This window comes from Actinoplanes sp. NPDC089786 (genome assembly GCF_040684855.1).
Classification (GTDB): domain Bacteria; phylum Actinomycetota; class Actinomycetes; order Mycobacteriales; family Micromonosporaceae; genus Actinoplanes.
The window spans coordinates 1538837-1563172 of record NZ_JBFBGU010000001.1 but is presented as its reverse complement, the minus strand read 5'-3'; the positions used below and the strand labels follow the sequence as shown (position 1 = coordinate 1563172).

The 24336-nt window shown below is 72.3% G+C and carries 25 protein-coding genes; 4 read left to right on the top strand and 21 right to left on the bottom strand.

The window, feature by feature from the left end; all coding sequences use genetic code 11:
- Nucleotides 1-5: 5 nt before the first annotated feature.
- The 10 genes from lepB (AB0O15_RS07565) to AB0O15_RS07520 form a co-directional block, all read right to left on the bottom strand.
- Nucleotides 6-653: a signal peptidase I gene (gene lepB / locus AB0O15_RS07565; protein WP_364315353.1), complete on the bottom strand. Its 648-nt coding sequence runs from the start codon at nucleotides 651-653 to the stop codon at nucleotides 6-8.
- A complete protein-coding gene (lepB, locus tag AB0O15_RS07560) occupies nucleotides 650-1510 on the bottom strand; it encodes a signal peptidase I (RefSeq protein ID WP_364317116.1) in 861 nt (286 codons plus the stop codon). The genes lepB (AB0O15_RS07565) and lepB (AB0O15_RS07560) overlap by 4 nt, the downstream gene beginning before the upstream one ends.
- A 204-nt stretch (nucleotides 1511-1714) precedes the next feature.
- Complete coding sequence (gene rplS, locus AB0O15_RS07555) at nucleotides 1715-2074, bottom strand: 50S ribosomal protein L19 (RefSeq protein WP_364315350.1); 360 nt, start codon at nucleotides 2072-2074, stop codon at nucleotides 1715-1717.
- Nucleotides 2075-2197: 123 nt separating this feature from the next.
- On the bottom strand, nucleotides 2198-2962 hold the full coding sequence (gene trmD / locus AB0O15_RS07550) for a tRNA (guanosine(37)-N1)-methyltransferase TrmD (RefSeq protein ID WP_364315347.1): 765 nt from the start codon (nucleotides 2960-2962) through the stop codon (nucleotides 2198-2200).
- A 9-nt stretch (nucleotides 2963-2971) separates the two neighbouring features.
- Nucleotides 2972-3469: a ribosome maturation factor RimM gene (gene rimM, locus AB0O15_RS07545; RefSeq protein ID WP_364317113.1), complete on the bottom strand. Its 498-nt coding sequence runs from the start codon at nucleotides 3467-3469 to the stop codon at nucleotides 2972-2974.
- A gap of 17 nt (nucleotides 3470-3486) precedes the next feature.
- Nucleotides 3487-3744 carry an RNA-binding protein gene (locus AB0O15_RS07540; RefSeq protein WP_014447131.1) on the bottom strand — a complete coding sequence of 86 codons (258 nt, stop codon included), beginning with the start codon at nucleotides 3742-3744 and terminating at the stop codon, nucleotides 3487-3489.
- Nucleotides 3722-4243, bottom strand: a complete 522-nt coding sequence (gene rpsP, locus AB0O15_RS07535) for a 30S ribosomal protein S16 (protein ID WP_364315344.1) — start codon at nucleotides 4241-4243, stop codon at nucleotides 3722-3724. The genes AB0O15_RS07540 and rpsP overlap by 23 nt, the downstream gene beginning before the upstream one ends.
- A 159-nt stretch (nucleotides 4244-4402) precedes the next feature.
- Nucleotides 4403-5050, bottom strand: coding sequence for a DUF402 domain-containing protein (locus AB0O15_RS07530; protein WP_364315341.1), 648 nt, complete (start codon nucleotides 5048-5050; stop codon nucleotides 4403-4405).
- The gene (proS, locus tag AB0O15_RS07525; protein WP_364315338.1) at nucleotides 5050-6456 is read right to left on the bottom strand and encodes a proline--tRNA ligase; all 1407 of its coding nucleotides are present in this window, start codon (nucleotides 6454-6456) and stop codon (nucleotides 5050-5052) included. The genes AB0O15_RS07530 and proS overlap by 1 nt, the downstream gene beginning before the upstream one ends.
- Before the next feature lie 21 nt (nucleotides 6457-6477).
- A complete protein-coding gene (locus tag AB0O15_RS07520; protein ID WP_364315337.1) occupies nucleotides 6478-7554 on the bottom strand; it encodes an amidohydrolase family protein in 1077 nt (358 codons plus the stop codon).
- A gap of 101 nt (nucleotides 7555-7655) precedes the next feature.
- Here AB0O15_RS07520 and AB0O15_RS07515 point away from each other — a divergent pair, with 101 nt between their 5' ends.
- Nucleotides 7656-8066 carry a hypothetical protein gene (locus AB0O15_RS07515; RefSeq protein ID WP_364315336.1) on the top strand — a complete coding sequence of 137 codons (411 nt, stop codon included), beginning with the start codon at nucleotides 7656-7658 and terminating at the stop codon, nucleotides 8064-8066.
- 59 nt (nucleotides 8067-8125) lie between these two features.
- On the opposite strand, the gene AB0O15_RS07510 is transcribed toward AB0O15_RS07515, so the two are convergent.
- The 3 genes from AB0O15_RS07510 to AB0O15_RS07500 all read right to left on the bottom strand — a co-directional run bounded on the left by AB0O15_RS07510 (nucleotide 8126) and on the right by AB0O15_RS07500 (nucleotide 10625).
- Nucleotides 8126-8740, bottom strand: coding sequence for a Uma2 family endonuclease (locus AB0O15_RS07510; RefSeq protein WP_364315334.1), 615 nt, complete (start codon nucleotides 8738-8740; stop codon nucleotides 8126-8128).
- Between the two features lie 61 nt (nucleotides 8741-8801).
- The gene (gene ffh, locus AB0O15_RS07505) at nucleotides 8802-10355 is read right to left on the bottom strand and encodes a signal recognition particle protein (protein ID WP_364315331.1); all 1554 of its coding nucleotides are present in this window, start codon (nucleotides 10353-10355) and stop codon (nucleotides 8802-8804) included.
- A 30-nt stretch (nucleotides 10356-10385) separates the two neighbouring features.
- Nucleotides 10386-10625: a hypothetical protein gene (locus tag AB0O15_RS07500; RefSeq protein ID WP_364315329.1), complete on the bottom strand. Its 240-nt coding sequence runs from the start codon at nucleotides 10623-10625 to the stop codon at nucleotides 10386-10388.
- A gap of 186 nt (nucleotides 10626-10811) precedes the next feature.
- Here AB0O15_RS07500 and AB0O15_RS07495 point away from each other — a divergent pair, with 186 nt between their 5' ends.
- Complete coding sequence (locus AB0O15_RS07495) at nucleotides 10812-12824, top strand: acyltransferase family protein (protein ID WP_364315327.1); 2013 nt, start codon at nucleotides 10812-10814, stop codon at nucleotides 12822-12824.
- Here the strand turns inward: AB0O15_RS07495 and AB0O15_RS07490 are convergent.
- Genes AB0O15_RS07490 through AB0O15_RS07480 form a run of 3 tightly spaced genes read right to left on the bottom strand, consistent with a single transcriptional unit; the run spans nucleotide 12783 to nucleotide 15489 of the window.
- Complete coding sequence (locus tag AB0O15_RS07490; RefSeq protein ID WP_364315324.1) at nucleotides 12783-14174, bottom strand: FAD-dependent oxidoreductase; 1392 nt, start codon at nucleotides 14172-14174, stop codon at nucleotides 12783-12785. The genes AB0O15_RS07495 and AB0O15_RS07490 overlap by 42 nt on opposite strands.
- A 14-nt stretch (nucleotides 14175-14188) precedes the next feature.
- A complete protein-coding gene (locus AB0O15_RS07485; protein WP_364315322.1) occupies nucleotides 14189-14548 on the bottom strand; it encodes a hypothetical protein in 360 nt (119 codons plus the stop codon).
- Entirely contained in the window at nucleotides 14545-15489 is a 945-nt protein-coding gene (locus AB0O15_RS07480; protein ID WP_364315319.1) for a glycosyltransferase, read from the bottom strand. Before AB0O15_RS07480 ends, AB0O15_RS07485 begins: the two co-directional genes overlap by 4 nt.
- Before the next feature lie 62 nt (nucleotides 15490-15551).
- Between AB0O15_RS07480 and AB0O15_RS07475 the strand changes: the two genes are divergently transcribed.
- The gene (locus AB0O15_RS07475; RefSeq protein WP_364315317.1) at nucleotides 15552-17162 is read left to right on the top strand and encodes a glycosyltransferase family A protein; all 1611 of its coding nucleotides are present in this window, start codon (nucleotides 15552-15554) and stop codon (nucleotides 17160-17162) included.
- A gap of 173 nt (nucleotides 17163-17335) precedes the next feature.
- Nucleotides 17336-17821, top strand: coding sequence for a CAP domain-containing protein (locus AB0O15_RS07470; RefSeq protein ID WP_364315315.1), 486 nt, complete (start codon nucleotides 17336-17338; stop codon nucleotides 17819-17821).
- Between the two features lie 434 nt (nucleotides 17822-18255).
- Here AB0O15_RS07470 and AB0O15_RS07465 read toward each other — a convergent pair whose 3' ends face one another.
- Genes AB0O15_RS07465 through AB0O15_RS07445 form a run of 5 tightly spaced genes read right to left on the bottom strand, consistent with a single transcriptional unit; the run spans nucleotide 18256 to nucleotide 24313 of the window.
- A complete protein-coding gene (locus AB0O15_RS07465) occupies nucleotides 18256-18696 on the bottom strand; it encodes a hypothetical protein (RefSeq protein ID WP_364315312.1) in 441 nt (146 codons plus the stop codon).
- Nucleotides 18666-19628, bottom strand: coding sequence for a class I SAM-dependent methyltransferase (locus tag AB0O15_RS07460; protein WP_364315310.1), 963 nt, complete (start codon nucleotides 19626-19628; stop codon nucleotides 18666-18668). Before AB0O15_RS07460 ends, AB0O15_RS07465 begins: the two co-directional genes overlap by 31 nt.
- Nucleotides 19625-21715, bottom strand: coding sequence for a glycosyltransferase (locus AB0O15_RS07455; RefSeq protein ID WP_364315307.1), 2091 nt, complete (start codon nucleotides 21713-21715; stop codon nucleotides 19625-19627). The genes AB0O15_RS07460 and AB0O15_RS07455 overlap by 4 nt, the downstream gene beginning before the upstream one ends.
- Nucleotides 21716-21759: 44 nt before the next feature.
- Nucleotides 21760-23970: a [protein-PII] uridylyltransferase gene (locus AB0O15_RS07450; protein WP_364317111.1), complete on the bottom strand. Its 2211-nt coding sequence runs from the start codon at nucleotides 23968-23970 to the stop codon at nucleotides 21760-21762.
- Between the two features lie 4 nt (nucleotides 23971-23974).
- Complete coding sequence (locus AB0O15_RS07445) at nucleotides 23975-24313, bottom strand: P-II family nitrogen regulator (protein ID WP_364315304.1); 339 nt, start codon at nucleotides 24311-24313, stop codon at nucleotides 23975-23977.
- Between the last annotated feature and the right edge of the window lie 23 nt (nucleotides 24314-24336).

Below are 24336 nucleotides of genomic sequence, written 5' to 3'. Positions count from 1 at the left end.
GGCGGTCACTTGGCGGCGGCAGGCTCCGGTACGCCGTTGAAGGTGTCCGGCACCGACAGCCAGGTCGCCCTGTTCACCGGCCAGAAGACGGTGAACGCGCGCCCCACGATCGACTTGTCCTCGATCGTGGCCTCCTGGATGTTCTGGGAGGTCTCCCAGTGTTCCAGCGAGTCGGCCGAGGCTTCCCGGTGGTCACCCATGACCCACAGACGACCGGCCGGCACGGTGATGTCGAACGGCTCGTCGGCCACGGCGTTCCGGGTGCCGTCGGCGTCGGTGTAGATGTACGGCTCGTCGATCGCGTGACCGTTGATCGTCAGGCGCTGCTTGTCGTCGCAGCACATCACGTGGTCGCCGGGCAGGCCAATGATGCGCTTGATGAAGTCTTCGCCCTCGGTGCCGCTCTGCCAGGTCTTCGGCGCCTCGAAGACGATGATCTCGCCGCGGCGCGGGTCGCGGAAGTCGTAGACGAGCTTGTTGACGAGCACGCGGTCGAGCACGTTGAGGGTGTGCTCCATCGAGGGCGACGGGATGTAGAAGGTCTGCAGCACGAACGCCCGGACCAGGACGGCGACCAGGACCGCCACGCCGATGAGGATCGGCAACTCACGCCAGAAGGAGCCGGAGCGCTTCTCGGTCTGCTCGTCAATCACGATCGGAGCCTACGTCGCCGGGGCACGAACGGCAGTCCGGAACGCGCGGACAAACCCGCAGTTAACAGGAATGGGAGCATCAGTGCCCCCGTCTCCGGATCGGGGTCGGGTTCCTTGGCCGGCGGCATCCCGACCGGCTCCAGGGCGAAGTTCTTCCAGTTGTCCGGCACGTCCAGGCTGGTGAACCGGCTGGTCGGCCAGACGATCACGAAGGCGCGCCCGATCACGTTCTCGACCGGCACCGGGCCCTGGCAGCGGGCGTCCTGGGAGACACCGCGGTGGTCACCCATCACGAAGAGCTGGTCGCTCGGAACGGTGACCTCGGCGAAGCGCCGGCTGGTGCACTGCTTCGGGTTGGGCGGGGCTTCCAGCGAGGAGTTCTCGAAGATGTACGGCTCGTCGATCGCCTCGCCGTTGACGGTGATCCGGCCCTGTTGATCGCAGCAGGCGACCTTGTCGCCGGCGACCCCGATCACCCGTTTGATGAAGTCGCGTTCCCCCGGGCGGCTGACGCCGACGAGGTCGCCGATCGTGCGGCCGAGCTTTGCCGAGAAGGTCTGGCTGATCGGCTCGGTCGGCGTCTCGCTGGCCCAGGTCTCGGGGCCGCGGAACACCACGATCTCACCGCGCAGCGGGTCACGGACGTCGTAGATGACCTTGTTGACCAGGACCCGGTCCTTGATCTCGAGCGTCTGCTGCATCGACCCGGAGGGGATGAAGAACGCCTGGACCAGGAACGTGCGGATCAGAACCGCGAGGCAGAAGGCCACGATCAGCAGGAGCGGCAGCTCCTGCCACAGGGGCATCTCCTTGCGCCGGATGATCCGGCCCCGGCGGGGTCGCCGGCCCGGCGACATCCCACCCGGATAGCCACCTGAATAGCCGCCCATCTGTCCCACGCTACGCATCTCCCGCCGCCGTCCGGACTACAGGCCCCGGATACAGCACTACCGCCCGGAGACGTCCTCGACAGACGAATACGGGCGGCAGTGCGAACGAAGTTCATCCGTCACTGGCGCAAGAGTAGTTCGCTCTCGGCGCATCCGACGGATCGACGGCCGTCAGCCGACGTTCTGCTTCTCCCGCAGCTCCTTGATCTTGGCCTTCTTGCCGCGGAGCTCACGCAGGTAGTAGAGCTTGGCCCGGCGCACGTCACCGCGGGTCACGACCTCGAGCCGGTCGATCTGCGGGCTGTGGATCGGGTACGTACGCTCGACGCCGACGCCGAAGCTGATCTTGCGGATCTTGAAGGTCTCACGGAGGCCGCCGCCCTGACGGCTGATCACGACGCCCTGGAAGACCTGGACCCGGGAGCGGTTGCCCTCGACGACCCGGGCGTGCACCTTGATGGTGTCGCCGGCGCGGAAGTCGGGGATGTCGGTGCGCTGCGACTGAGCGTCGAGAGCGTCCAGCGTGTTCATTTCGCTGCATCCTTGCTTACTCACAGCGCACCGGGAGTTCGATGCGCAGATGGGGTACCACTGACCCCGGCTGACCGGAGTCCTCGCTCGCCACTCACGGCGTGAGGGCGAACGGCAACCTCACTACTTTGCCACACCGGGAGGCGGGATCTGAAATCCGTACTCGTCCAGCGCCGCCCTGTCCTTTTTGTCCAAATTCTCGGCCGGGTAAACGTCCATCAGGTCGGGGCGGCGCGAGGCCGTGCGCAGCAGTGATTGGGTACGCCGCCAGCGCGCGATCCGCCCGTGGTCGCCCGAGCGGAGCACCTCCGGGACGTCCCGCTCCCGCCACGACGCCGGCTTGGTGTAGACCGGCGCCTCGAGCAGACCGGCCGCGTACGACTCCTCGGTCAGCGAGTCGGCGTTGCCCAGCACCCCGGGCAGCAGCCGGGTGACCGCCTCCAGCACCACGATGACCGCCACCTCGCCACCGAACAGCACGTAGTCGCCGAGCGACACCTCGCGCACGGGCATCCGGGTGGCCGCGTCGTCGATCACCCGCTGGTCGATGCCCTCGTACCGCCCGCAGGCGAAGATCAGGTGGTCCAGCCCGGCCAACTCGTGCGCGTCGGCCTGGGTGAACGGCTTACCCACCGGGGACGGGACCACGAGGGTGGCCGAGGGGGAAGCGACAGCGTCCAGCGCCTGGCCCCACGGCTCCGGCCGCATGACCATGCCCGGCCCGCCGCCGTACGGGGTGTCGTCCACCGTCCGGTGCACGTCCGACGTCCAGGTCCGCAGGTCGTGCACGGTCAGGTCGAGCAGGCCGGTGCCGCGCGCCTTGCCGATGAGCGACAGTTCCAGCGGCGCGAAGTACTCCGGGAAGATCGAGACGATGTCGACGCGCACAAGAGCCTCTCAGAGGTCCAGCAGGCCCTCGGGAAGGTCGACGACCACCCGGCCACCGGCCAGGTCGACGGTCGGCACCATCGCGGTGACGAACGGGATCAACGCCGACCCGCCGCCCGATTTGTCGAGAACCAACAGATCGGAGGAGGGCGCGTGGTCGATCCGAGCGACCGTGCCCAGTTCATCGCCGCCGACGGACACGACCCGAAGACCCACGAGCTGGTGGTCGTTGAACTCGTCCGGGTCTTCCGGCTCCGGGATGCCGGCCGAGTCGACCCGCAGTTCCGTGCCGCGTAATTCTTCGGCGCCGTTCCGGTCGGCGATGCCCTCGAACTGGGCGATCACCCGACCCTGATGCCAGCGCAGAGCCTCGAGCGTGAGCGTGCCGGAGGCGGTGGTGAACACCGCCCCCGGCACGAAACGTCGCTCCGGCTCGTCCGTACGCACGGTGACCAGGACTTCGCCCCGGATGCCGTGCGCCTTACCGATGTGTCCGACGACGAGCAGCATCTGACCGGCGCGGGTCAGTAGGCGTCGACGATGTCGACGCGGATACCGCGCCCACCGATCGACCCGATGACCTGCCGAAGCGCCTTGGCCGTGCGTCCGCCGCGCCCGATGACCGTTCCCAGGTCTTCGGGGTGCACACGGACCTCGAGCCGCTTGCCGCGGCGCGAGTCGACCAGACGCACCCGGACGTCGTCCGGGTTGTCGACGATGCCTTTGACGAGGTGCTCCAGCGCGGGCCGGAGCGCCCCGTCAGCTCGCGTCGGCGCCGGCACCGGCCGGGTCCTCTGCGGTCTCGGCGACGGCCTCGCGGTTGGGCTCGGCCGGGTCGACGGCCTTGGTCTGCGCCGGCTTGGCCTCAGCGGCCTCCGGGGCGGCGGCAGCCTTGGTGGCCTTCTTCGCCGGCTTGGTGGCCTTGGCCGGCGCCTCGACACCGGCGGCCGCCTTGGCCTCGGCCTCGTACGTCGCCTGGCGGTCGGTCTTCTCGGCCGCGACGAGCAGCGGCGGCGGCGCGGGCAGGCCCTTGAACTGCTGCCAGTCGCCGGTCTTCTCCAGGATGCGCTGCACGGCCTCGCTGGGCTGCGCCCCGACGGAGAGCCAGTGCTGAACCCGGTCGGACTTGACCTGGATCAGCGAAGGGTGCTCCTTCGGGTGGTAGATGCCGACGTACTCGATGGCACGGCCGTCGCGCTTGGTGCGTGCGTCGGCGATGACGATGCGGTACTGCGGGTTGCGGATCTTGCCCATCCGCAGGAGCCGGATCTTAACGGCCACGGTTCTTTACGCTCCCGAATGATTTGCGTGGGGTGAGTCGACGGAGCCCACGTGGGGTTGCGGGACCGATGCCTCGTCTGGACCTGATCGCGCACCGAGGGGTTAGAGGGCGCCTCGCGCGGACCGATACCAGCTCACCATTGTGCCAGACACCCGGAGCTACCGAGGAACCGGGGGACGATCCCATCCGTCCGGCAGGCCGGGCAGCTCCCAGGACGGGTCGGGGACGAAGTCGGTCCAGGTGCCGTCGAACGGGAACTCCCCCGCCTCGGCGATCTTGACGACCCGCCGGCCCTCGGCCCGGACCGCGGCCTCGTCGGCCACCCAGTAGTGGTCGGGGAAGCCGAGGCGCTCGGTGAACTCGTCCTCGTCCTTCCACTCCCAGGTGCGGTCGGGGTGCACGACCACGTCGAGGTCCTGGTCGACGACGTCGATGCCGGCCACGGCGCCGTCGTCCCACCGGACGCCGCGCTCCTCCAGGTTCACGTACCAGCTGTCGAACACGCCCTCGTCGGTCCAGAACCACCAGACCGAGTGGTCCGCGTCCGGCGGGAAGAGCATCAGGATGCCCGGGCCCATCCACGTGCCGGGGCGATGGGTGTAGTCGAGCGTCACCCACTCGGCGAACGGCATGCCCCGGGTGCCGCGGCCGTCGGCCGAGACCTCACCGATGGCCGGCGAGTGTCGCTCCAGCCAGACGAGCAGCCCGAGCGGCGTGTCGGAGACCACCCGGACCGGGCGGGCGAACGCGATGCGCCCGCGCCGGGTGTTGCGGTGCACGATCACCTGGCCGGGTTCGAACCCCATCAGTACGAACGCGCCAGGATCGCCACGAGCCCGTCCTCGGTGTCCGAGTCGGGCATCGACCCGTCCTCGCGGACCAGGGCGCGGACCGTGACCGCCTTGCCGTTGGCCTCTTTCTCACCCTCGTCGCCGACGGCCGACCAGGGCAGCCGGGCCCAGCCGGTCTGGGCCGCCTCGAGCGCCTCACCCAGCGTCTTCACCTCGACCGTGCGCTCGGCGCGGAAGGCCAGCGCGTCGTCGTACAGGCGCTGCTGGTCGGTGGTGAGCGCGGCGGTCACCTCGGCGAGCACCCCGGTCAGCGGGACGGACGACTTGGTGCCGTCGATCCGCCGGGCCACCACCACGTTGCCACTGGCCAGGTCGCGCGGCCCGACCTCGATGCGGATCGGGATGCCGCGCAGTTCGGCGTCCACGGCCCGGCGGCCGAACGGCACGTCGGCCCGGTCGTCGAGCTTGACGCGTACGCCGGAAGCCTTGAGCTCGTCGCGCAGCTGGGCCGCCGCCTCGACGACACCCTCGCCCGCCTTGACCACCATGACCTGCACCTGGATCGGCGCCAGCCGGGGCGGCAGCCGTAGCCCGTTGTCGTCGCCGTGCGTCATGATCAGGCCGCCCATCATCCGGGTGGACGTGCCCCAGGACGTGGTCCAGGCGTGCTCGACGGTGCTGGCCGGCGACGTGTACGTGATGTCGAACGACTTCGCGAAGTTCTGACCGAGCTCGTGCGACGTACCCATCTGAAGGGCCTTGCCGTCGCCCATCATGCCTTCGAGCGTCATCGTGTTGGTGGCGCCGGCGAAGCGCTCACCCTTGGTCTTGCGGCCCGGCACGACCGGCATGGCCAGCACCTGGACCATGAAGTCCTCGTAGACGTCGGAGTGGATCTGCCGCGCGTAGGCCCGGGCGTCGTCCTCGGTGGCGTGCGCGGTGTGCCCCTCCTGCCAGAGGAACTCGGTGGTCCGCAGGAACGTGCGGGGTCGCAGTTCCCAGCGCACCACGTTCGCCCACTGGTTGAGGAGCAGGGGCAGGTCACGGTACGAGTCGACCCACTTGGCCATGAACTCGCCGATGACCGTCTCGCTGGTCGGGCGGACCACCAGCGGCTCGGCCAGCTGCTTGCCACCCGCGTGGGTGACCACGGCCAGTTCGGGCGAGAAGCCCTCGACGTGTTCGGCCTCGCGGCGCAGGTAGGACTCCGGGATGAACAGCGGGAAGTAGGCGTTCTCGGAGCCCGCCTCCTTGATCCGCGCATCCATCTCGGACTGCATGCGCTCCCAGATGGCGTAGCCGGCCGGCCGGATCACCATCGTGCCGCGCACCGGCCCGTTGTCGGCCAGTTGCGCCTTGGCGATCAGGTCCTGGTACCAGCGGGGGAAGTCCTCCGCACGGGGAGTGAGCACGCGAGCCATGGGAAGGCATCCTAGTGCGGGCTACTTGATCACTCGCCCCCGGAGCACGATGCGGCTCGGCGCCTTCACCACGGCGAGGTCCTTCCTCGGGTCGGCGGGGTAGACGACGAGGTCGGCCGGCCCGCCCTCGACCAGGCCCGGGAAGCCCAGCCACGCCCTCGCGCCCCAGCTCGCGGCGGCCAGCACGGTCTCGGCCGGCAGCCCCGCCCGCTGGAGCAGGAGCATCTCGTCGGCGGCCAGCCCGTGCTCGATGCCGCCGCCCGCGTCGGTGCCGACGAAGATCGGTACGCCCGCCTCGTACGCCGCCGACACGACCGAGGGGAACCGGTCACGCAGCGCGATCATGTGGTCGGCGTACCCGCCGAATTTCGCCCTTGCCTTGTCGGCGATCGTCCCGAACGTCAAAATGTTGATCATCGTCGGCACCAGCGCCGTCCCCCGGCGCGCCATCTCGTCGATCAGGTCCAGCGTGATGCCCGTGCCGTGCTCGACCGAGTCGACGCCGGCGCGCACCATCATGGCCACGCCCTCCTCCGAGAACGTGTGCACCGCGGCCCGCGCCCCGTTGGCGTGGGCGGCCTCGACCGCGGCCGTCATGGTCGCCTCGTCCCAGCTCGGCGCCAGGTCACCGGTCTCCCGATCGAGCCAGTCCCCCACGATCTTCACCCAGCCGGTGCCGGCCTTGGCCTGCTCGGCGACGGCCGTGGCGACGTCGTCCCCGGCCACCTCGATCCCGATGTCCCGCAGGTACCGCCGGGGCGCGGCCACGTGTTTGCCCGCGCGGGCGAGGCGGGGGATGCCTGGTTCGTCGTCCAATTCCGGGTACGGGTACGGCGACCCGGCGTCGCGCAGGGCCAGCACACCGGCGTCCCGGTCGATGTAGGCCAGCTCCCGGGCCTCGTCGAGCCCGGTGATCGGCCGCGGCCCCCGCGCGATGCCCAGGTGGCAGTGCGCGTCGACCAGCCCCGGCAGGACCCAGCCCTCGCTCGCGACGGTCTCCGCCCCCGCGACCGGTTCGTAGGTCACCCGGTCTCCGACCAGCCACAGATCCCGGACTACACCCTCGGGGAGAACCACCCCACGCACATGCAACGCCACGGGTCGTTCCTACCACGATCACCGCTTACCTAGATGTCCGTAAAATATGAATCGCGTTACTTCGTCCGAACCGCCTCGGGCTCGGTCCGTTGTGGAGAGACATGAAGAAGCGCACAGCCGTAACCCTGCTGATGGCAGCCACCCTGACCACCGGCGCGATGGCGGCGACACCCGCGATGGCCGCCGAACCCACCACCGCCTCGAGCGTGCTGGTCACGTACGTGCATGAGAACGGTTCGACCTTCAAGTCGATCCTGAACGACACCGACTCGATCGCCGCGGCCCGCGACCAGCTGGCCGGCGGCGACAACGCCAGCCACCCGAGCGGCCGCATCGTCTACGGCGCCGCGAACGAGAACATCGGCTGGACCTGGCATCTCGAAGGCACCCGCCAGGTCGATGCCGACATCGAGATCTGCGACGGCACCCCCGAGGACGTCGAAACCCACGCCATCACCTCGACCACGTACTGCCCGTGGGGCGCCCGCCCGATCGCCATCCAGGACCTCTGACCCACCCGACGGACGGGAACGGCCCGACCATGGGCCGTTCCTACCCGATCCGGCCGACGTCAGCGCCGTGAGGCCCGCGCGATGTACTCGTTGCGGCGACGGGTGAGGGCCGGCAGATCGATCGTGACCTCCCACGGCACGTCGACCGTCACCACGTCGGTCGTCTCGGTGTGCCGGTGATAGACGTTGTTGTCGCCGAGGAGGAACTGGGTGAAGGAGATCTGCTTGGTGTACAGATCGACGATCCAGTAGGACGGGATGCCGCTCACCGCGTACTGCTTGCGTTTGATCTTCCAGTCCCGGCTGATCGAACTGGGCGACACGACCTCGACCGCGAGCAGGACGTCGGTGTGATGAATCAGCGAGTCCAGGGATGCGCTCGCCTCGATCACCAGGATGTCCGGTCGTCGTTCGGTGTGTTCGTCCACCATGACCGCCCGCTCTTCGCCGACCGCGTAGTCGAACGGGCAGCCGACATCGATGGCGTTGGCGATCGCGCGGCAGATGATGCTGTGAACCGTCGGCGCTGCGGGGGACAAGACGGGCCTTCCGTTGATCAACTCATAGCGAAGATCCTCGGGAAGGCGCGCCAGCTCAGCGACGGTCACATCGGTGCGATTGAGCAGGTCCTGCACGTCGGGGTGGAGATCGGGACGGCTGAAGGCAGTAGTCATCGACAGCTCCTCACGAGGGGTGCCGTCGATGTTACTAGACATGAGACTAGCTGTCGCCTGACTACTTGTCGTCGTCTTTCTTGGGCTTCATGAGCTTGTTGAAGTCGAGGTTGGGGAGCTTGAAGCCCGGCGGCAGGCCCTGGGCGCCGTCGCCGGCCAGGGCGGTCGGGTCGAAGCCGGGCGGCAGCTGGGGCATTCCGCCGCCGCGGGGCAGGCCGCCGGGACGAGGACCGCGGCTGCCGCCCTTCGTACCCTTGCGCTTGTTCTTCGGGCTCTTCGTGGCCTTGCGCCGGCCACCGCCGGGCAGGCCCATCATGCCGCCCATCTGCTTCATCATCTTCTGGGCGTCGGTGAAGCGGTTGAGCAGCTGGTTGACGTCCATCACAGTGACGCCGGAGCCGCTGGCGATGCGCGCGCGGCGGGAGCCGTTGATGATCTTCGGGTTGGTGCGCTCGCCGGGGGTCATCGAGCGGATGATCGCGGTGACCCGGTCGAAGTGCTTGTCGTCGAGCTCGGCCAGCTGGTCCTTCATCTGGCCCATGCCGGGCATCATGCCGAGGATGTTGGCGATCGGGCCCATCCGGCGGACGGCGATCAGCTGGTCGAGGAAGTCTTCCAGGGTGAACTGCTCGCCACCGAGCAGCTTCGCCGTCATCTTCTCCTTCTGATCGTCATCGAAGGCCGTCTCGGCCTGCTCGATGAGGGTCAGAACGTCGCCCATGCCGAGGATGCGGCTGGCCATCCGGTCGGGGTGGAAGACGTCGAAGTCCTCGAGCTTCTCACCGGTCGACGCGAACAGGATGGGTTCGCCGGTGACATGCCGGACGGAGAGCGCGGCGCCACCGCGGGCGTCACCGTCGAGCTTGGAGAGCACCACGCCGGTGATGCCGACGCCGTCGCGGAAGGCCTCGGCGGTGGCCACCGCGTCCTGGCCGACCATCGCGTCGATGACGAAGATGACCTCGTCGGGGTTGACCGCGTCGCGGATGTCGCGGGCCTGCTGCATCATCTCGGCGTCGATGCCGAGGCGGCCGGCGGTGTCGACGATGACGATGTCCTTGGCGGTGCGCCGGGCCACGTCGATGGCCTCGCGGGCGACCTGGACCGGGTCGCCGACCCCGTTGCCGGGTGAGGGGGCGTGGATGTCCACACCGGCCCGGCCGGCCAGCACCTGGAGCTGGTTGACCGCGTTGGGCCGCTGGAGGTCGGCCGCGACCAGCAGCGGCTGGTGTCCCTGGCCCTTGAGCCAGCGGGACAGCTTGCCGGCCAGCGTGGTCTTGCCGGAGCCCTGGAGGCCGGCCAGCATGATCACGGTCGGTGGCTGCTTGGCGAACTGGAGCCGCCGGCCCTCGCCGCCGAGGATCTCGATGAGCTCCTCATGGACGATCTTGATGAACTGCTGGGCCGGGTTGAGCGCCTGGGAGACGTCGGCGCCGCGCGCCTTCTCCTTGAGCGAGCTGATGAACGACCGGACCACGGGCAGCGCGACATCCGCCTCCAGCAGCGCAAGGCGGATCTCGCGCGCGGTGGCGTCGATGTCGGCGTCGGTCAGCTTCCCCTTGCCGCGAAGCTTGGTGAAGATGCCGTTGAGGCGGTCACTGAGGTTGTCGAACACGTCCGCAAGCCTAGCTTCCCGCCGCCGCCCTTACCGGTTGCGCATCCGATAGGTCTTGGCGGCCGCCTCGATGCGGCGCTGGGTGCGGGTTCCGGGGGCGATCTCACGCTTGACCCGGCTGTAGAGCCAGGCGCCGCCACCGATCACCGCGGCGCCGATGATCAGGTACCAGACCCAGCCCAACAGGGCGCCCAGCACGTTGACCGCGACCCACCCCACCACGACCACGCCGGCGATCAGCGCCACCAGGTATGCGATGCCCTTGCCCATCATTGCCTCCGTCGGTTGGCCCGGTCTCCACCATGCGCTCTCGACGCAACGTCCCGCATCAGTCTGTCGCCTGAGCCGCACCCTTAGGGGGCACCGACGCAGATGGGTCGATATCGACCGCAACCCCGCCCGGCACGTGTCCGTTGAGGGTCTGAGATCGGACACCGGGAGCGGAAGGGGTGACACGTGACGGTCACCTATCCGCGGCAACACCGGCAAAAAGCCGCCGAGCCGACCAGGCGCCGCGACATCGAAGGGCTGCGCGCGATCGCGGTGCTGCTGGTGGTGCTCTTCCACGCGGGCGTCCCGGTGGTGCGCGGCGGCTTCGCGGGGGTGGACGTGTTCTTCGTCATCTCCGGCTACCTGATCACCGGGCAGCTCGTCCGCGAGCGCCGGCTGGCCCGCTTCTACGCGCGGCGCTTCCTCCGCCTGCTGCCGGCCGCGCTGCTGGTCAGCGGGGTCACGGTGGCCGCGGCGGCACGCTGGCTGCCGCCCCTGCGGACACCGGAGATCGCCGGTGACGGGCTGTTCGCCGCGCTCTACGGCATCAACTACCGGCTGGCCGCCACGGGCGCCGACTATCTGTTCGCCGAGACCGCCCCGTCGCCGCTCCAGCACTTCTGGTCGCTGGCCGTGGAGGAGCAGTTCTACCTGGTCTGGCCGATGCTCTTGCTGGCCGGGTGGGCGCTGGGCCGGCGGCGCGGGGTCACCGTCGCGCTGATCGTGGTGGTGGCCGGTTCGTTCGCGGTGTCGCTGTGGCAGACCGCGGCCAACCCGACGTGGGCCTACTTCGGACTGCATACCCGGGCCTGGGAGCTGGGGGCCGGCGCGCTGCTGGCGGTGCTGGCGCCGCGCGTTCCCCGCCGGTTCGCCTCGGCGCTGAGCGGGGCGGGCCTGGTCGCCATCGCGCTGGCCGCCGTCGTTCTCGATTCACAAACCCCCTTCCCGGGGTACGCCGCCGCGCTGCCCGTGGCCGGCGCCCTGGCCGTGCTGGCCGGGGGCATCACCGCGCCGTCCGGCCTGCTCTCCGAATCGCCGCTGCAGGCCGTCGGGCGCCTCTCCTACTCCTGGTACCTGTGGCACTGGCCGTTCCTGACCATCGGCCCGGCCGCGCTGGGCGTGACCGCGACGCTGCCGGTCAAGCTCGCCCTGGCCGCCTCGGCCCTGGTCGCCGCTTCCCTGACGTACGCCATCATCGAAAATCCCCTCCGTCACCTGACCGCCCTGCGCGACCGCCCACGCCGGACCGTGGCCGCCGGCCTGGTCGTGAGCCTGCTCGCCGCGGCCGCATACCTGGCCGTGACCCGGGTCGACCGGGCGCCGGTGACCCGCTATCGCGCGCCGGTCCTGACCGCCTGGTCCGCCGAGCGCCTGGCCGCGAGGATTCCGGCGGTCCCGGCCAACCTCACCCCGTCGCTGCGTACGGCGAACAAGGACCTGCCGCGCGTCTACCCGGACGGCTGCGCGTCCGAGCTCACCGACCCGACGGTCCGGCGGCCCTGCGCGTACGGCGACGTGACCTCACCGGAGACCGTGGTCCTCTACGGCGACTCGCACGCCGCGCACTGGTTCCCGGCGCTCGAGGCGATCGCCCGCGACCGGCACTGGCGCCTGCTCGTGGTGACCAAGAACTCCTGCTCGGCCGCGGCCACCCGGATCTTCCAGGTGAAGCTCAACCGGCCCTTCAACGAGTGTGTGGCGTGGCGGCGGAACGCGTGGGCGTACATCGCCGCGCGGCGGCCGTCGCGGGTGTTCATGGCGTCGGCCGCCGTCGGAGGCACCGTGGTCGACGCCTCCGGCGTACCGCTGACCGATCCGACCTGGACCGACCGGGCCTGGCTCGCCGGCTGGGCCGAGACCACCGACCAGCTCGCGTCGAGCGGCGCCCGGCTGTTCCTCCTGGAGGACACGCCCTATCAGGCGCGACCGCCGTTGGCATGCCTGTCGCGGAACCCGGCGAACCCGCGCGCCTGCGAGGTGGCGGCGGACAGCGCGCTGCCGGGGCCGGACCGCCGCCGGGCGATCGCCACCAAGCTGCGCACCAAGGGCGTGACCGTGATCGACCCGACGCCGTGGTTCTGCACGCCGGCCCGCTGCCCGGTCATCGTCGGGAACGTACTGGTCTTCCGCGACCCGGGCCACATGACCGCCACCTGGTCACGGCTGCTCGCGCCGCAGCTCGCCCCGCTCGTCGACTAGCGACGGCGTCACCGGCGGGAGCGGGTTGCCGCGGGCGCGGAAGGAGCGCCACAGCACGTCGGGCCGGGCCAGCACGGTCGGGTGGGCCTCCATCTGCATGACCGCCTGGAACAGCTTGTTGACCTCGCGGTCGGTGGTGGTCGCCTCGACGACCTGCTGCACCATCCGGCGCCGGAGCCGGCCGAGCCACGACACCTCGGCGCCGTCCCCGGAGGTGGAGATGCCCCACGCCGCGTCCACGACGACCCTCTGCAATTCCAGGAAGGCGCGGGCCGGAGCGTCCAGATCGGGGTCCGTGCGGAGGTATTTCGCCAGGCAGGAGGCGTGCAGGGCGGCCGACGACATGCCCTGCCCGTAGATCGGGTTGAACGAGGCCACCGCGTCGCCGACCGGGACCAGCCGGGCCGGGAGCCGCTCGCAGGCGGTGTAGTCGCGGCGCCGGCTGTCCGCCTGCCGATAGGTCAGCACGTCACGGACCACCTCGCCGCTCGCCACGACCCCGAACGGTTCGGGCAGCTCGGTGCGGCAGCGCCGGACCATGTCCTCGACGGTGCGACCGGGCCGGTCGTCGCCGACCCCGGCCACCATCATGATGTAGCGGTCGCCCTCGATCGGGGTGAAGTTCGCGCCGCGCAGAAAGGCGTCGGGTGCTTGGAAGGCCAGGCCCAGGTCGACGTCGTAGCCGCCCGGCGGCCGGCGGAAGAACGCCGTGGCGTAGTTGATGCCGGTGGTCACCCGGGTCATCGGCGGCTTGTCCCAGCCGGCCTCGGCCAGCCAGCCGCTGACATTGCTGGCCCGGCCCATCGCGTCGACGACCAGGTCGGCCGGCTCTCGGCCGGTCTCCAGCCGCACACCGGTCACCGCGGTGGCGCCGAACTCGAGCCCGGTGACCCGGCCGGTGATCACCTTGACGTTCGGGACCTGGGCCAGCTCGGCGCGGACCCGGCTCTCCAGGAACGGCCGGGTCGAGGTGAGCAGGTCGAGGTCGGCGCCGGCCACCTTGGGCACACCCAGCGAGTACGACACCATGCGCTGCGTCGGCACCCGCACCGCCCCGGCCGCCACGGCCCGGTCGGCAAAACCCGGGAACCAGCGTTCGAGCTGAAGCTTCCCGCCCTCCAGCAACGCGTGCACCTGGCTGCCCTGGGGCACGCCCTGGCGCGGCTCTGCGCCCGAGACCTCGTCCCGCTCGATGATCAGGACCGTGTCGGCGTGGTCGGCGAGCACCCGCGCCGCGAGCAGCCCGGCCATGCTGCCGCCGAGCACGACGGCCGTGCCCAGGCGGGCCGGGGTGCCCGGCGGTGGCGTGGTGTCGGAGATCTCGGCGAACGTGGCGGCGGCAGACGGCATGCCTCCATTGTGGTTCACGCCGGGCGGATGTGACCCGGCCCGTGATCGAGAAGGATCCGGGTCAGCCGCCGGGTCAGCAGATCGTCCCAGGGCACGCCGGGCCGATGCCGTTCCCAGGTGGCCGCGTCCGGCAGGTACTCCAGCACCACCCCGGCCGCGCGGGCCAGGCGGAACTCCGGGCAGTCGGTGACCACCACGGTGGCCGGACCGGTCTCGCGGGCCAGCCCCGCGGTCAGCGCCCGCAGCTCCTCGACGCCGAGCCCGGCCGCCACGACCACCTCGACGGCATCCGGTCCGGGTTCCGCGGCCCGGCCCCGCCACCAGTCCCGTTCGGCCCGCGCCCCGGCCAGCTCCCAGCGCAGCCGCTCGCTCACGACCGCGGCCCCCGGCCGGTCGGCGCCGGCGAGGCGGGCGAGGCGGGCGAGGCGCGCGACCCGACCCACTCGGCCGCGGCCGAGGCGCCGTTCTCGAACGCCACCTCCGCGCACCGGGACGCCAGCGCCGCCCGTACCTCCGGCCTCGCCGCGAGCGCGAGCAGGTCGGCCAGGTCGGCGGCCCGCTCGGCGCAGAGCGCCGCACCGGCCGCGGCGGCGAACCGGGCCCGCGCGAGCTGGTCGTCGGGTCCGGCGTCCTCGTCGGGCACGAACACCGTCGGCACCCCCGCCGCCAGCAGCTCGTGGTACGCGGTGTAGCCGGCCGTGGCGACGGCCAGGTCGGCCGCCCGCAACGCCCGCGCCTCGGGCTCGATGACGGTGAAGCCGGGCACCGTGGTGGTGAGGCCCCGGCACACCACGGCCGGCTCGTCGCCCAGCCCGAGCCGCTCCCGGGCCGCCGCCCGGTCGAGCAGGTCGGCCCGGTCGAGCGCGGTGATCGGCGCGACCGTGGTGACCCCCTCCCGGTCGTACACGGTCCAGCCCTCGTCGCCCGCGGTCGCGAACTCACCCGGCTCCAGCACCGCGTCGAAGGCCGCCGACCGACCGCGCCACCGCAGCCCCTGACCACGCCGCCACATCGCCGGGCGCAGCCAGAGCCAGGTCACCCCCGGATGGTCGGCGGTCGCGGCGAGGAGACCGTCCTCGGGTACGCCGTCGAGCACCACGGTGCCGATCTCGTGCACCTCGATCAGGTGACGCAGCCGGTCCCGCAGCAGCGTCTCGCGGCGCGGCCTGTTCGTCTCGGGCAGGTGCTCGATCAGCAGCGGCGCCCGCGGCAGTTCCGCCGCGCTGGTCAACAGGATCGGCGCGGCCGGCAACCGGGCGGCCACCGCGAGCAGGCGGTCGGTCATGTCGCCGACCAGCAGGACCCGGGCGTTCACACCTGGTTGAACGACACGCGCGTCTCGTACGAAACTCCCCTTCCGTAGTTGATCATTGAGTGGTGGAGGCGCGCGAACTACTCGAGGCGGCCCGGACCCCGCCGATCGTGCATCGGATCGGCGACCCGGAGCGGGTCACCAGCATCGTGGTCGCGTACGCCCCCGGACCGGAACTGATCACCTCGATCCGCTCGCTGGCCGCGCAGAGCTGGACCAACCAGGAGATCCTGCTGGTCGACGACGGGTCGCCGCACGGGCACGACCGCGTGTTCGCCGAGGCGACCGGCCTCGATCCGCGGGTGCGGCTGCTCCGGCTCGACGCCAACCTCGGCGTGTACGCCGCCCGCAACGCCGCCCTCGACCGGGCCACCGGCGACTACGTCACTTTCCAGGACCCGGACGCCTGGTCGCACCCGTCCCGGCTCGCGGTGCAGGTCGCCGCCCTTCGCGCGTCGTCGTGGGCCGGCGTCGTGGGCCGCGCGCTGCACGTGACCGGCGACCTGACCGTGACCCGCGCGCTTCGAGGCCCTTTTCTGGTACGGCGGGGCGCCGGCCGGTTCGACGAGGTCCGGCACGGCGGGGACGACGAGTACGTCGAGCGGCTGTCCCTGGCCGCCCGGCCCGACCTGCTGGCGCTGACCCGATCCGCGCCGCCGCCGCATCTCGCTCCGGCGCTGCGGTCGTACCGCTCGGCGTACCGGAGATGGCACCGCCACCCCGCCGCCTCGCCCGGCCGCCCGTGGCCCCTGCTGGAACGCCGGGGCCGGCGGGCCTACGACGTCGTGCTCGCCGCCGACTGGACCCGGCCCGACGGCGGGCTCGGCCAGTTCCACGCCCTCAAGGCCCGCGGCCTGCGCGTCGCCCTGCTGCACCTGGACGACCCGGCCCGGCTGCGGCTCGGTCCCGCCGACCTCGACCCGGCCGTCCAGCAGGCCGTCAACGACGGTGCGGCCGAGCAGGTCGACATCACCGACGACATCCGGGCCCGGCTGGTCGTGGTCCGCGACCCAGCCGTGCTGATCCATCCGCCGGACGCGCCCAGCGGCGTGCGGGCCACCCGGGTCGTGGTGGAGTCGTCCCGGTCGCCGCGCCGCTGCGTCGACGCCTCGCGCCGGCTCTTCCACGCCGAGCCGCTGCTGGCGCCGGCCGGGCCGCGCACCCGGCAGGCGCTGGCCGGGCTGCCGCTCACCCCGGTCGACCTGCCCGCGACCGTGGCGGCCGAGGACTGGCGGCTGGACCGGCGTTCCGCCGGACCCGGCCGTCCGGTGGCAGGCTGCATCGGCGGCGGCGCCGGCCTTCCGCGGGACCCGGCTGTCGACGTCAGGTTGCTGGACGGTTGTCACGGCGTACCCGGATGGTTGCGTTATCGCCCCACCGACCTGGACCAGCGCGCCTTCCTGCACCAGCTCGACTTCTACCTGCCGCTGCCGCCGCCGGCCGATCCCGATCCGGCCGTGCTGGCCGCGCTGGCCGCCGGGTGTGTGGTGCTGCTGCCACCGAGCCACCGGCCCGCGTTCGGCGACGCCGCCGTCTACACCACCGACCCGGCCGGCGCGATGACCGCGCTGCACGGAACCGATCTGACCGCGCAGCGCGACCGGGGCGTGGCGTTCGTGCGTACCCACCACCACCACGGCCGCTACGCCGCCCGGATCGAGGCCTTGACACCGTGATCGCAACCGGGCTGTTCCCGTGCTGGACAGCCTTGGGCGCTACTCACCCGTCCCGCAACTCAGAGGTCACGGCAAGGCACCTGTAGCGGCCTTCAGGCGCCCCGGAGCGGGCCGATCGGAATGCTGAACCTGGCGGACACGAGCCAGGCGCCGCACTCCGAAAGGCAGCTCACATGCGCTCGATCGTCCGCCGCCTGGCCCAGATCGCCCTCGTCCCCGCCGCCCTGTTCGGCGTGATGGCGTTGGCGACCCCGGCTCAGGCCGCGGCGCCGACGGTCGGGCAGCTGCAGGTCGACATCTTCAACGCCACCAACGTGCAGCGGGTCAAGGCCGGTTGCGCCCGGCTCCGCAACGACGCCAAGCTCGGCTACGCGGCCCGCGGCCACAGCGCCTACCAGGCCCGCACCAACAGGATGAGCCACACCGGCTCGAGCAACTCGACATTCGCCGTCCGCGCCTCCCGCGCCGGCTACGTGGGCGCCCTGTCGGAGAACGTGGCCTACGGCTACCGCACCGGCGCCGAGGTCGTGGCCGGGTGGATGAAGAGCCCCGGCCACCGCGCCAACATCGTCAACTGCCGGGCCAAGGCCGTCGGCGTCGGCGCCATCTACGCGGCCAACGGCACCCCGTACTACACCCAGGACTTCGGCACCCGCTGAGCCGTCGCAGTCTCCGGGCCCGCCCCCGCGGGCCCGACGTGGGGTAACGCCCCACGACCGCGCCCTCGCCGTCCCCCGCGGCGAGGGCGCGCTGTCTTTCCCGAGGTCACCCATCGGCGCGCGGGTTGAGAATGGTGCGCGCGGCTCCGGATCCTCGCCGACGCCGAGCGCGACACGCCCGGGCCTTCGCCCCGGCCGGCAGCGCCGCCTCGGTGTTCGCCGCCCGGCACGACAAACTCCCGGGCCTCGCGACGATCGCCCTTTCGCCGTCTCGCCCTGCCACCGTTCAGGTCAGAGGTAGGTCCCGATGGCATATCAGGCCCCGATGCCGCTTTGATGGCCGCAACGGTGGTAGGGCAAGACGGTATTGCTGGTCCCCGCCACCGCTGGCGGCTACCACTCGCGGGGGAGCGAGGCATGCGTGGGCGGCCACGTCACTTCTCGAGGGCCTCGACGATCTGCGCGGCGGCCTGGGCCTGGGTGAGGTGGGTGGTGTCGATGACCTCGGCCTCCTGGTGCAGCCAGGTGCGGGCCGCCTCGGCGTAGGGCTCGAGGTATTTCAGGTCACAGTCGAGCCGCGTCGCCCAGGCGGTCGGCCGCCAGTCGGGCGTACGCGCCGGTGATGTGATGGTCGTCGCGGTAGACGAGGACGTTGCCGAGCACCACGGGACAGCGGGCCGCGCCCAGCCACGGGACGGGGTCGGCGAAGGACGGACCGGCGACCGATCGGACGGCGGCCCGGTGGCGAGGAACGGCAGCCCGGCGTGGCCCAGGACGACGAGCAGGACGGCCAGCGCGCGCAGGCCCTCGATGTCCGGGCGGAGAGCAGGGGCCGCCGGCGGCGCTACCGGGCGACGGAGGAGGAGGCGCGGCACAGCACCGTCCAGCCGCCCGCCGACGAGGGGGACGCCACGAAACCGTCGAGGTTCCCCTGGCGGGGCACCGGCGAGGCCGCCGCCACGACCACCCCGTCGGCCGCGAGCCGGCGGCCGAGCACGTGCAGCGCCGGCGGCAGCGGGTCGGGGCCGGGGCCGTCGACCAGCAGCAGGCCGATGTCGGTGAGGCCGGCCAGGGCGTCCACGTCGTACCAGTCCGCGGTCCGGCCGTCCCAGGCCAGCTCGGCCGGTGGCACCCGCAGCACCTCGATGCCGGTCAGGTCGTGGGCCAGCAGGTCGGCGCGCAGGCGGTCGGCCCGGGTGGCGTCGTGTTCGACCACGACCAGGCGGCCGCCGTGCTCCGCCGCGTACCCCAGCCAGACTGCGACCGGCCCCGCGCCCAGCGCGACCGTCAGACCGGGTTTGCGGCCGCGGGTCAGGTGGAGCAGGCCGAGCAGGTCGGAGGGGGCCGGCCCGGACTCCGGCAGGGGCATCGGGGCGCGCGGCGCGATCGTCCGGGAGAGCTGGATCACGGCGTTGAGCTCACGGTTCTGGGCGCGCAGCAACGTCTCGGCGCCGCCGGGGGTGAGGCGGTCGAGGCGGGCGATGGTGCCGGTCAGCTCGAGGTGCCGGTCGCCGGCCTCCAGCCGTTCCTTCTCGACCGCGGCGACCACCCGGCGCTGCACCTGATCGAGGATGTCGCGCAGCTCGCCGAGGGACGCACGCTGGGCGTCGTGCTGGGCGGTGGTGCGGCGATGCAGGCGTACGGCCACCGCGAGCACCGCCGTCAGCAGGGCGGCGAGCAGCGCGATGGCGATCGGCGTACGCCCGGACAGCGCCGCCACCACCGCGCCCGCCCCGGCCAGGGCCGCGACGGCCACCCCGATCGTGTGCGGCGGCAGTCGCAGCAACCGCCGGACCAGCTCGTTCATCGGCAACCTTCCACGGTGAGGGCGAACTGCTCCGGCCGGTGCGCCTTGGCCACGACCTGGCGGGCCCGGCGGCTCTGCTCGGCGAACAGGGCCGGGTCGGCGGCGTACCGGCGGATCAGGTCGGGCACGGCCTCCGGCTCGGCATAGATCGCGGCGTCGCCGTAGAGCGCCGCCGACCGTTCCGGCAGCACCACGACGCACCCGGCGGCCGCGGCTTCCAGCGCGGGGCGCGAGAAGGTTCCGGCCGCCGCCGGGCCGGGCACGTGCAGGTAGAAGTCGAGCTGGTGGAGGAACGCTTTCGGCGCCACGGCGCCGGCCGGGAAGATCAACCACGAGGTGGGTACGCCCGGAGCGCTCGTTCCCGGCGGCCCGTCGGCCAGCCGCAGCCGGACGTCCATGTCGGACAGCCGCCCGAGCACGCCGATCGGGCCGGCCGCCTCGGTGTCGCACAGGTCGGCCCCGGCGATCGGCCGGTCCGCGGTGGCGCCGGCGCGGGTGGCGACCCAGCCGTCCGCGTCGATGATCGCGGGCAGGTCCCGTTCGGCGATCGGCAGGTCGGGGTCGGCCGCCCGGAGGGCCGCGCGTACCCCGGGGTCGCGCGGCCACCACACGGCCGTCAGGTCGAACACCCGGCGTACCCGGGCCGTGCAGGTCCTGGTGTCGTAGTGGCCCTGAGGGGCGCGATCGGCGACCACGAGCACCCGCCCGGCCCGCAGCTGGGCCGGTTCGTCGGCGGCGAACTGCAGCACCGCCGCCTGACGCACCAGCAGGAGTTCGGCCGTGCACGCGTCGCTCAGCCCGACCTGGTCGGCGACACCGGCGTCGACCAGGCCCTGGATCGCGGCGCAGAGCGGGAGGCGGCGCCGGTACGCGGCCCGGAACGTGTCCTGCTGCACGATCCCGACGCGCATGCCGGCGTCGCGCAGGGCCCGGATCTCGTCGACGGCCGAGCGGACCGGGCCGGTCGCGAACCGCCAGTCACCGGCCAGCACCACGTCGTACGCGGCTCTCCTGGCCTCGGTCCTCGGCTGTTCCCGAGGCCGGACCAGCGCCAGCGGCTCGGCCACATGGTGGATCCGCCCCGCCACGGCCGACCGCCGGAACAGCAGCGACGACGCCTCGATCCGCCCGGTTCGCAGGCCGGCCCGGGTGAACAGCAGATCGTCGGTCACCGGGAGACCGTCCGAGGTGGTCGCCACCACCTCCGGGTCGCACATCGGCGCCATCTGGCGTTCCAGCCGGCGCGGATGCGCCCACCCGGCCGGGTCCTGGAAGGCGACGAAGTCACCGGTGGCCACGGCCAGCGCTTCCTCCCGGGTGCGGGCCAGCCGGATGGTGTCACCCATCGCCGCCGCCCGGCGCAGGGCCGGGTCGACCTCGGCCGCGATCAGGATCACGTCGAGGTCGGGCCAGGTCTGACCGAGGATCGAGCGGATCGCCGTCAGCAGTTCCGGGCCGCTCCTCCGGACCGGGATCACCACCGAGATCGGCTGGGTCGCCGCGATCTTCGCCGGCGGCGTGGCCGGCACGAGCCGGTCGAACGGCGGCACCGAGGTGTTGCCGTCGAGGATCGGCCCCGGCGCCGGGAGCAGCGCGCCGAACGCTTCCAGCCACGGCCCGACCGGCCGGTCGGCGACGAACGGGTTGGCCAGGTCGGCCTCGATCGCGGCGCGCACCTCGGGCCGGATCCTCCGGTAGCGCCGCAGCAGCCCCGGCACGGCCGCCGGTCCGGCCCAGACCAGGGTCAGCTGGGCGTGCAGCCCCTGATGCGCGGCCGAGAGCGCGCGGGGACCGAGCAACGTGTAGAGCGCCAGGGCGTCGGCCCGGTCGGCCGGTCGAAGGTCCTGCAACGCGATCGTCTGGGCCAGGGTGGCGAGCATCGCCCGGCGCGGCCGCACCCGCCGCAGCCAGCGCCGGTCCCCGGCCCGGGCCGCCGCGAGCAGATCGTCGAGGCCGGCCCCGGCCGCGCGGGCGAGCAGATGCCGCGCGTCAACCGACCGTTCCCGCACGGCGGTAGCGCCGACCGCCGCCCGCAGCGATGGCCCCATCGCCGTGACGTGGTCGTCGAGCAACTCGGCCGCCTGCACACCTGCCCAACGCCCGCGACCACCCCGAGGTGATGCTCACCCGGTCAGACCGCGTCCAGCACCGCCGCCTCCACGCGGGCTCGCGCGGCCTCCTCGGACCAGTCGCCGACCAGGTAGAACGCGTCGACCACGTCGCCGCCCAGGGTCGAGATGCGGGCGGCGCGCAGCACCGCGCCGGTGTCGTCCAGGGCGGTCGCCACGCGGTAGAGCAGGCCCGGCGAGTCGGCCGCGCGCAACTCCAGCACCGAGGCGTCGGTGGCGATGTCGCGGTGCCACACCACCCGCGGGGACGCCGCGTGGCCACGGGCGCTCATCGCGCGGGCGCGCACCCGCTGGGTCACCGACACGTCGCCCGCGGCCACCCGGTGCAGGTCGGCGGCCAGGGCCACCGGGTCGTACGGGGAGCCGTACCGCGGCTGGGTCAGGAACGAGACGATGGCCCGGCCGTCCGCGCTGGACGCGTCCGCGCCGAGCACCTCCAGCCGGTGCATGGCCAGACAGGCGGTCACCGCGGCGAGCAGGCCCTGGCGGTCGGCCGCGGCCACCGCCACCCGGTCGCCGTCCAGGTGCACCGCGGGCAGGTCGCCGCTGAGCAGCTCGGGGTCGGGCCGCGGCGGGGCGGGCAGCGCGCCGCTGTCCAGCGCGGTGCGCACCTTGGCCACCAGGTCGGCGATCAGCCGGCCCTTCCAGTCGGACCAGGCGGCCGGGCCGGTGGCGTGCGAGTCGGCCCGGGCCAGCGCGTGCAGCAGGTCGAGGGTGGCGACGTCGCCCACCGCCGCGGCCACCGAGGAGATGGTCACCGGGTCGGACAGGTCGCGGCGGGTGGCCACATCCGGCAGCAGCAGGTGCAGCCGGACCAGCTTCTCGATGGTCGCCACGTCCTCCGGCGGCAGGCCGATCCGGGTGGCGATCTCACCGGCCACCGGGGCGCCGACCACGCTGTGGTCGCCGTCCAGCCCCTTGCCGACGTCGTGCACGAAGGCGCCGATCAGCAGCAGGTCGGGGCGGTCCACCTCGCGGGCGTAGGCGGTCGCCTCGTACGCGGCCTGCACCAGATGGCGGTCCAGGGTGAAGCGGTGCACCGGGTGATGTTGCGGGAGGCTGCGCATCCGGGCCCACTCGGGCAGCCAGGCGTCGATCAGCCCGTATCGGTCGCAGGTCTCCCAGGTGGGCAGCAGGCCGGCGCCGGAACCGAGCAGCGAGACCAGCGCGGCGCGGGCGGCCGGTGGCCAGGGGGCGGGCAGCGGCGGGCTGAACGCGGCCAGCCATTCGCAGGTGGCGCGGGCGATGGGCAGGCCCACGGTGGCGGCCGCGGCGGCAACGCGCAGGGAGAGGCTGGGGTCGGGCACCGGGCCGATCGCGGTCCGCGCGAGCACCAGCTCACCGTCCTGCTCGACCACGTCACGGGCGATCGGGCGACGGGCCGGCTTTCCGGGCGGCATACCTCGCCGACGCCCGCTGCGCAGCCGGTCGGCGGCCCGCCAGGCGTCCTCCAGCGCGTACGCGACGGTCCGGGCGTCACCGGCGACCCGGCGCAGCAGCGCGTCACCGTCGTCCAGGTCGAGCATCTCGGCGACCGTGCCGCGTTCCTGCGCGACCAGCCGGTCGACCCGCCGGCCGACCGCGATGTGCAGCGCGTCCCGGGTGTCGAGCAGGCGCAGGCCGGCCGCCCGGACCGCGGGGCGCATGGTGTCGGCGATCCCGGCCCGGCCGATGCCCCGCAGCACGGTCACGTCGCGCAGGCCGCCGGCCGCCTCCTTCAGGTCGCCCTCGAGCAGGAAGGCGAGTTCGCCGTGCTGGGCCCAGCGCGCCTGGGTGAGGTCCTTGAGCTGGGGCATCAGGCGGACCGCGGTGCGCCGCCACTGGTCGCCGGCCGCGCCGATCAGCTCGGCCGAGAGCCGGGTGTCACCGGCGACGTGCCGGGCGTCGAGCAGGCCCAGCGCCACCTTCACGTCGTCGTGCCCGACCGAAAGAGCTTCGGGCAGGGTACGGACGGAGTGGTCGAGACCGAGCTTGGCGTCCCAGATCGGGTACCAGAGCCCGGCGGCGATCCGGTCGATGCCGGCCTGCCCGTCGTGCAGCAGGACCAGGTCGAGGTCGCTGTGTGGCGCGCAGTCGCGCCGGCCGAGGCCGCCCACCGCGAGCAGGCTGACCCCGGGCAGATGGCTGGGGAACAGGTCGCCCAGCCAGGTGTCGAGCGCCGCCGCCCGCTGTTCACGGGCGGCGGCGCCGATGTTGTCACCCAAGGTGATCAGATGCTCAGAGCGCGTCGAGGCCGCGCTCGCCGGTACGTACCCGGATCACGTCCTCGACGGCCGTGACCCACACCTTGCCATCACCGATCTTGCCGGTCTTGGCCGCGGTGACCACCGCGTCCACGACCTTGTCCACGTCGATCTCGTCGGTCAGCACCTCGACCTTGATCTTCGGCAGGAACTCGACGGTGTACTCGGCCCCCCGGTACACCTCGGTGTGGCCCTTCTGACGTCCGTACCCCTGCACCTCGCTCACGGTGAGGCCGGCGACGCCGAGCGCGTGCAGAGCCTCCTTCACCGCGTCGAGCTGGTACGGCTTGATGACCGCGGTCACCAGCTTCATGCTCAGTCCCTCCATCGCCATAA

Coding starts and splice junctions, on each gene's coding strand:
- lepB (WP_364317116.1), bottom strand. CDS start 1,510: ATGTCGCCGGGCCGGCGACCCCGCCGGGGCCGGATCATCCGGCGCAAG.
- AB0O15_RS07530 (WP_364315341.1), bottom strand. CDS start 5,050: ATGGGGTTCGAACCCGGCCAGGTGATCGTGCACCGCAACACCCGGCGC.
- AB0O15_RS07460 (WP_364315310.1), bottom strand. CDS start 19,628: ATGAACGAGCTGGTCCGGCGGTTGCTGCGACTGCCGCCGCACACGATC.
- AB0O15_RS07445 (WP_364315304.1), bottom strand. CDS start 24,313: ATGAAGCTGGTGACCGCGGTCATCAAGCCGTACCAGCTCGACGCGGTG.
- AB0O15_RS07515 (WP_364315336.1), top strand. CDS start 7,656: ATGAAGAAGCGCACAGCCGTAACCCTGCTGATGGCAGCCACCCTGACC.
- AB0O15_RS07500 (WP_364315329.1), bottom strand. CDS start 10,625: ATGGGCAAGGGCATCGCATACCTGGTGGCGCTGATCGCCGGCGTGGTC.
- proS (WP_364315338.1), bottom strand. CDS start 6,456: ATGGCTCGCGTGCTCACTCCCCGTGCGGAGGACTTCCCCCGCTGGTAC.
- AB0O15_RS07510 (WP_364315334.1), bottom strand. CDS start 8,740: ATGACTACTGCCTTCAGCCGTCCCGATCTCCACCCCGACGTGCAGGAC.
- AB0O15_RS07490 (WP_364315324.1), bottom strand. CDS start 14,174: ATGCCGTCTGCCGCCGCCACGTTCGCCGAGATCTCCGACACCACGCCA.
- AB0O15_RS07470 (WP_364315315.1), top strand. CDS start 17,336: ATGCGCTCGATCGTCCGCCGCCTGGCCCAGATCGCCCTCGTCCCCGCC.
- rplS (WP_364315350.1), bottom strand. CDS start 2,074: ATGAACACGCTGGACGCTCTCGACGCTCAGTCGCAGCGCACCGACATC.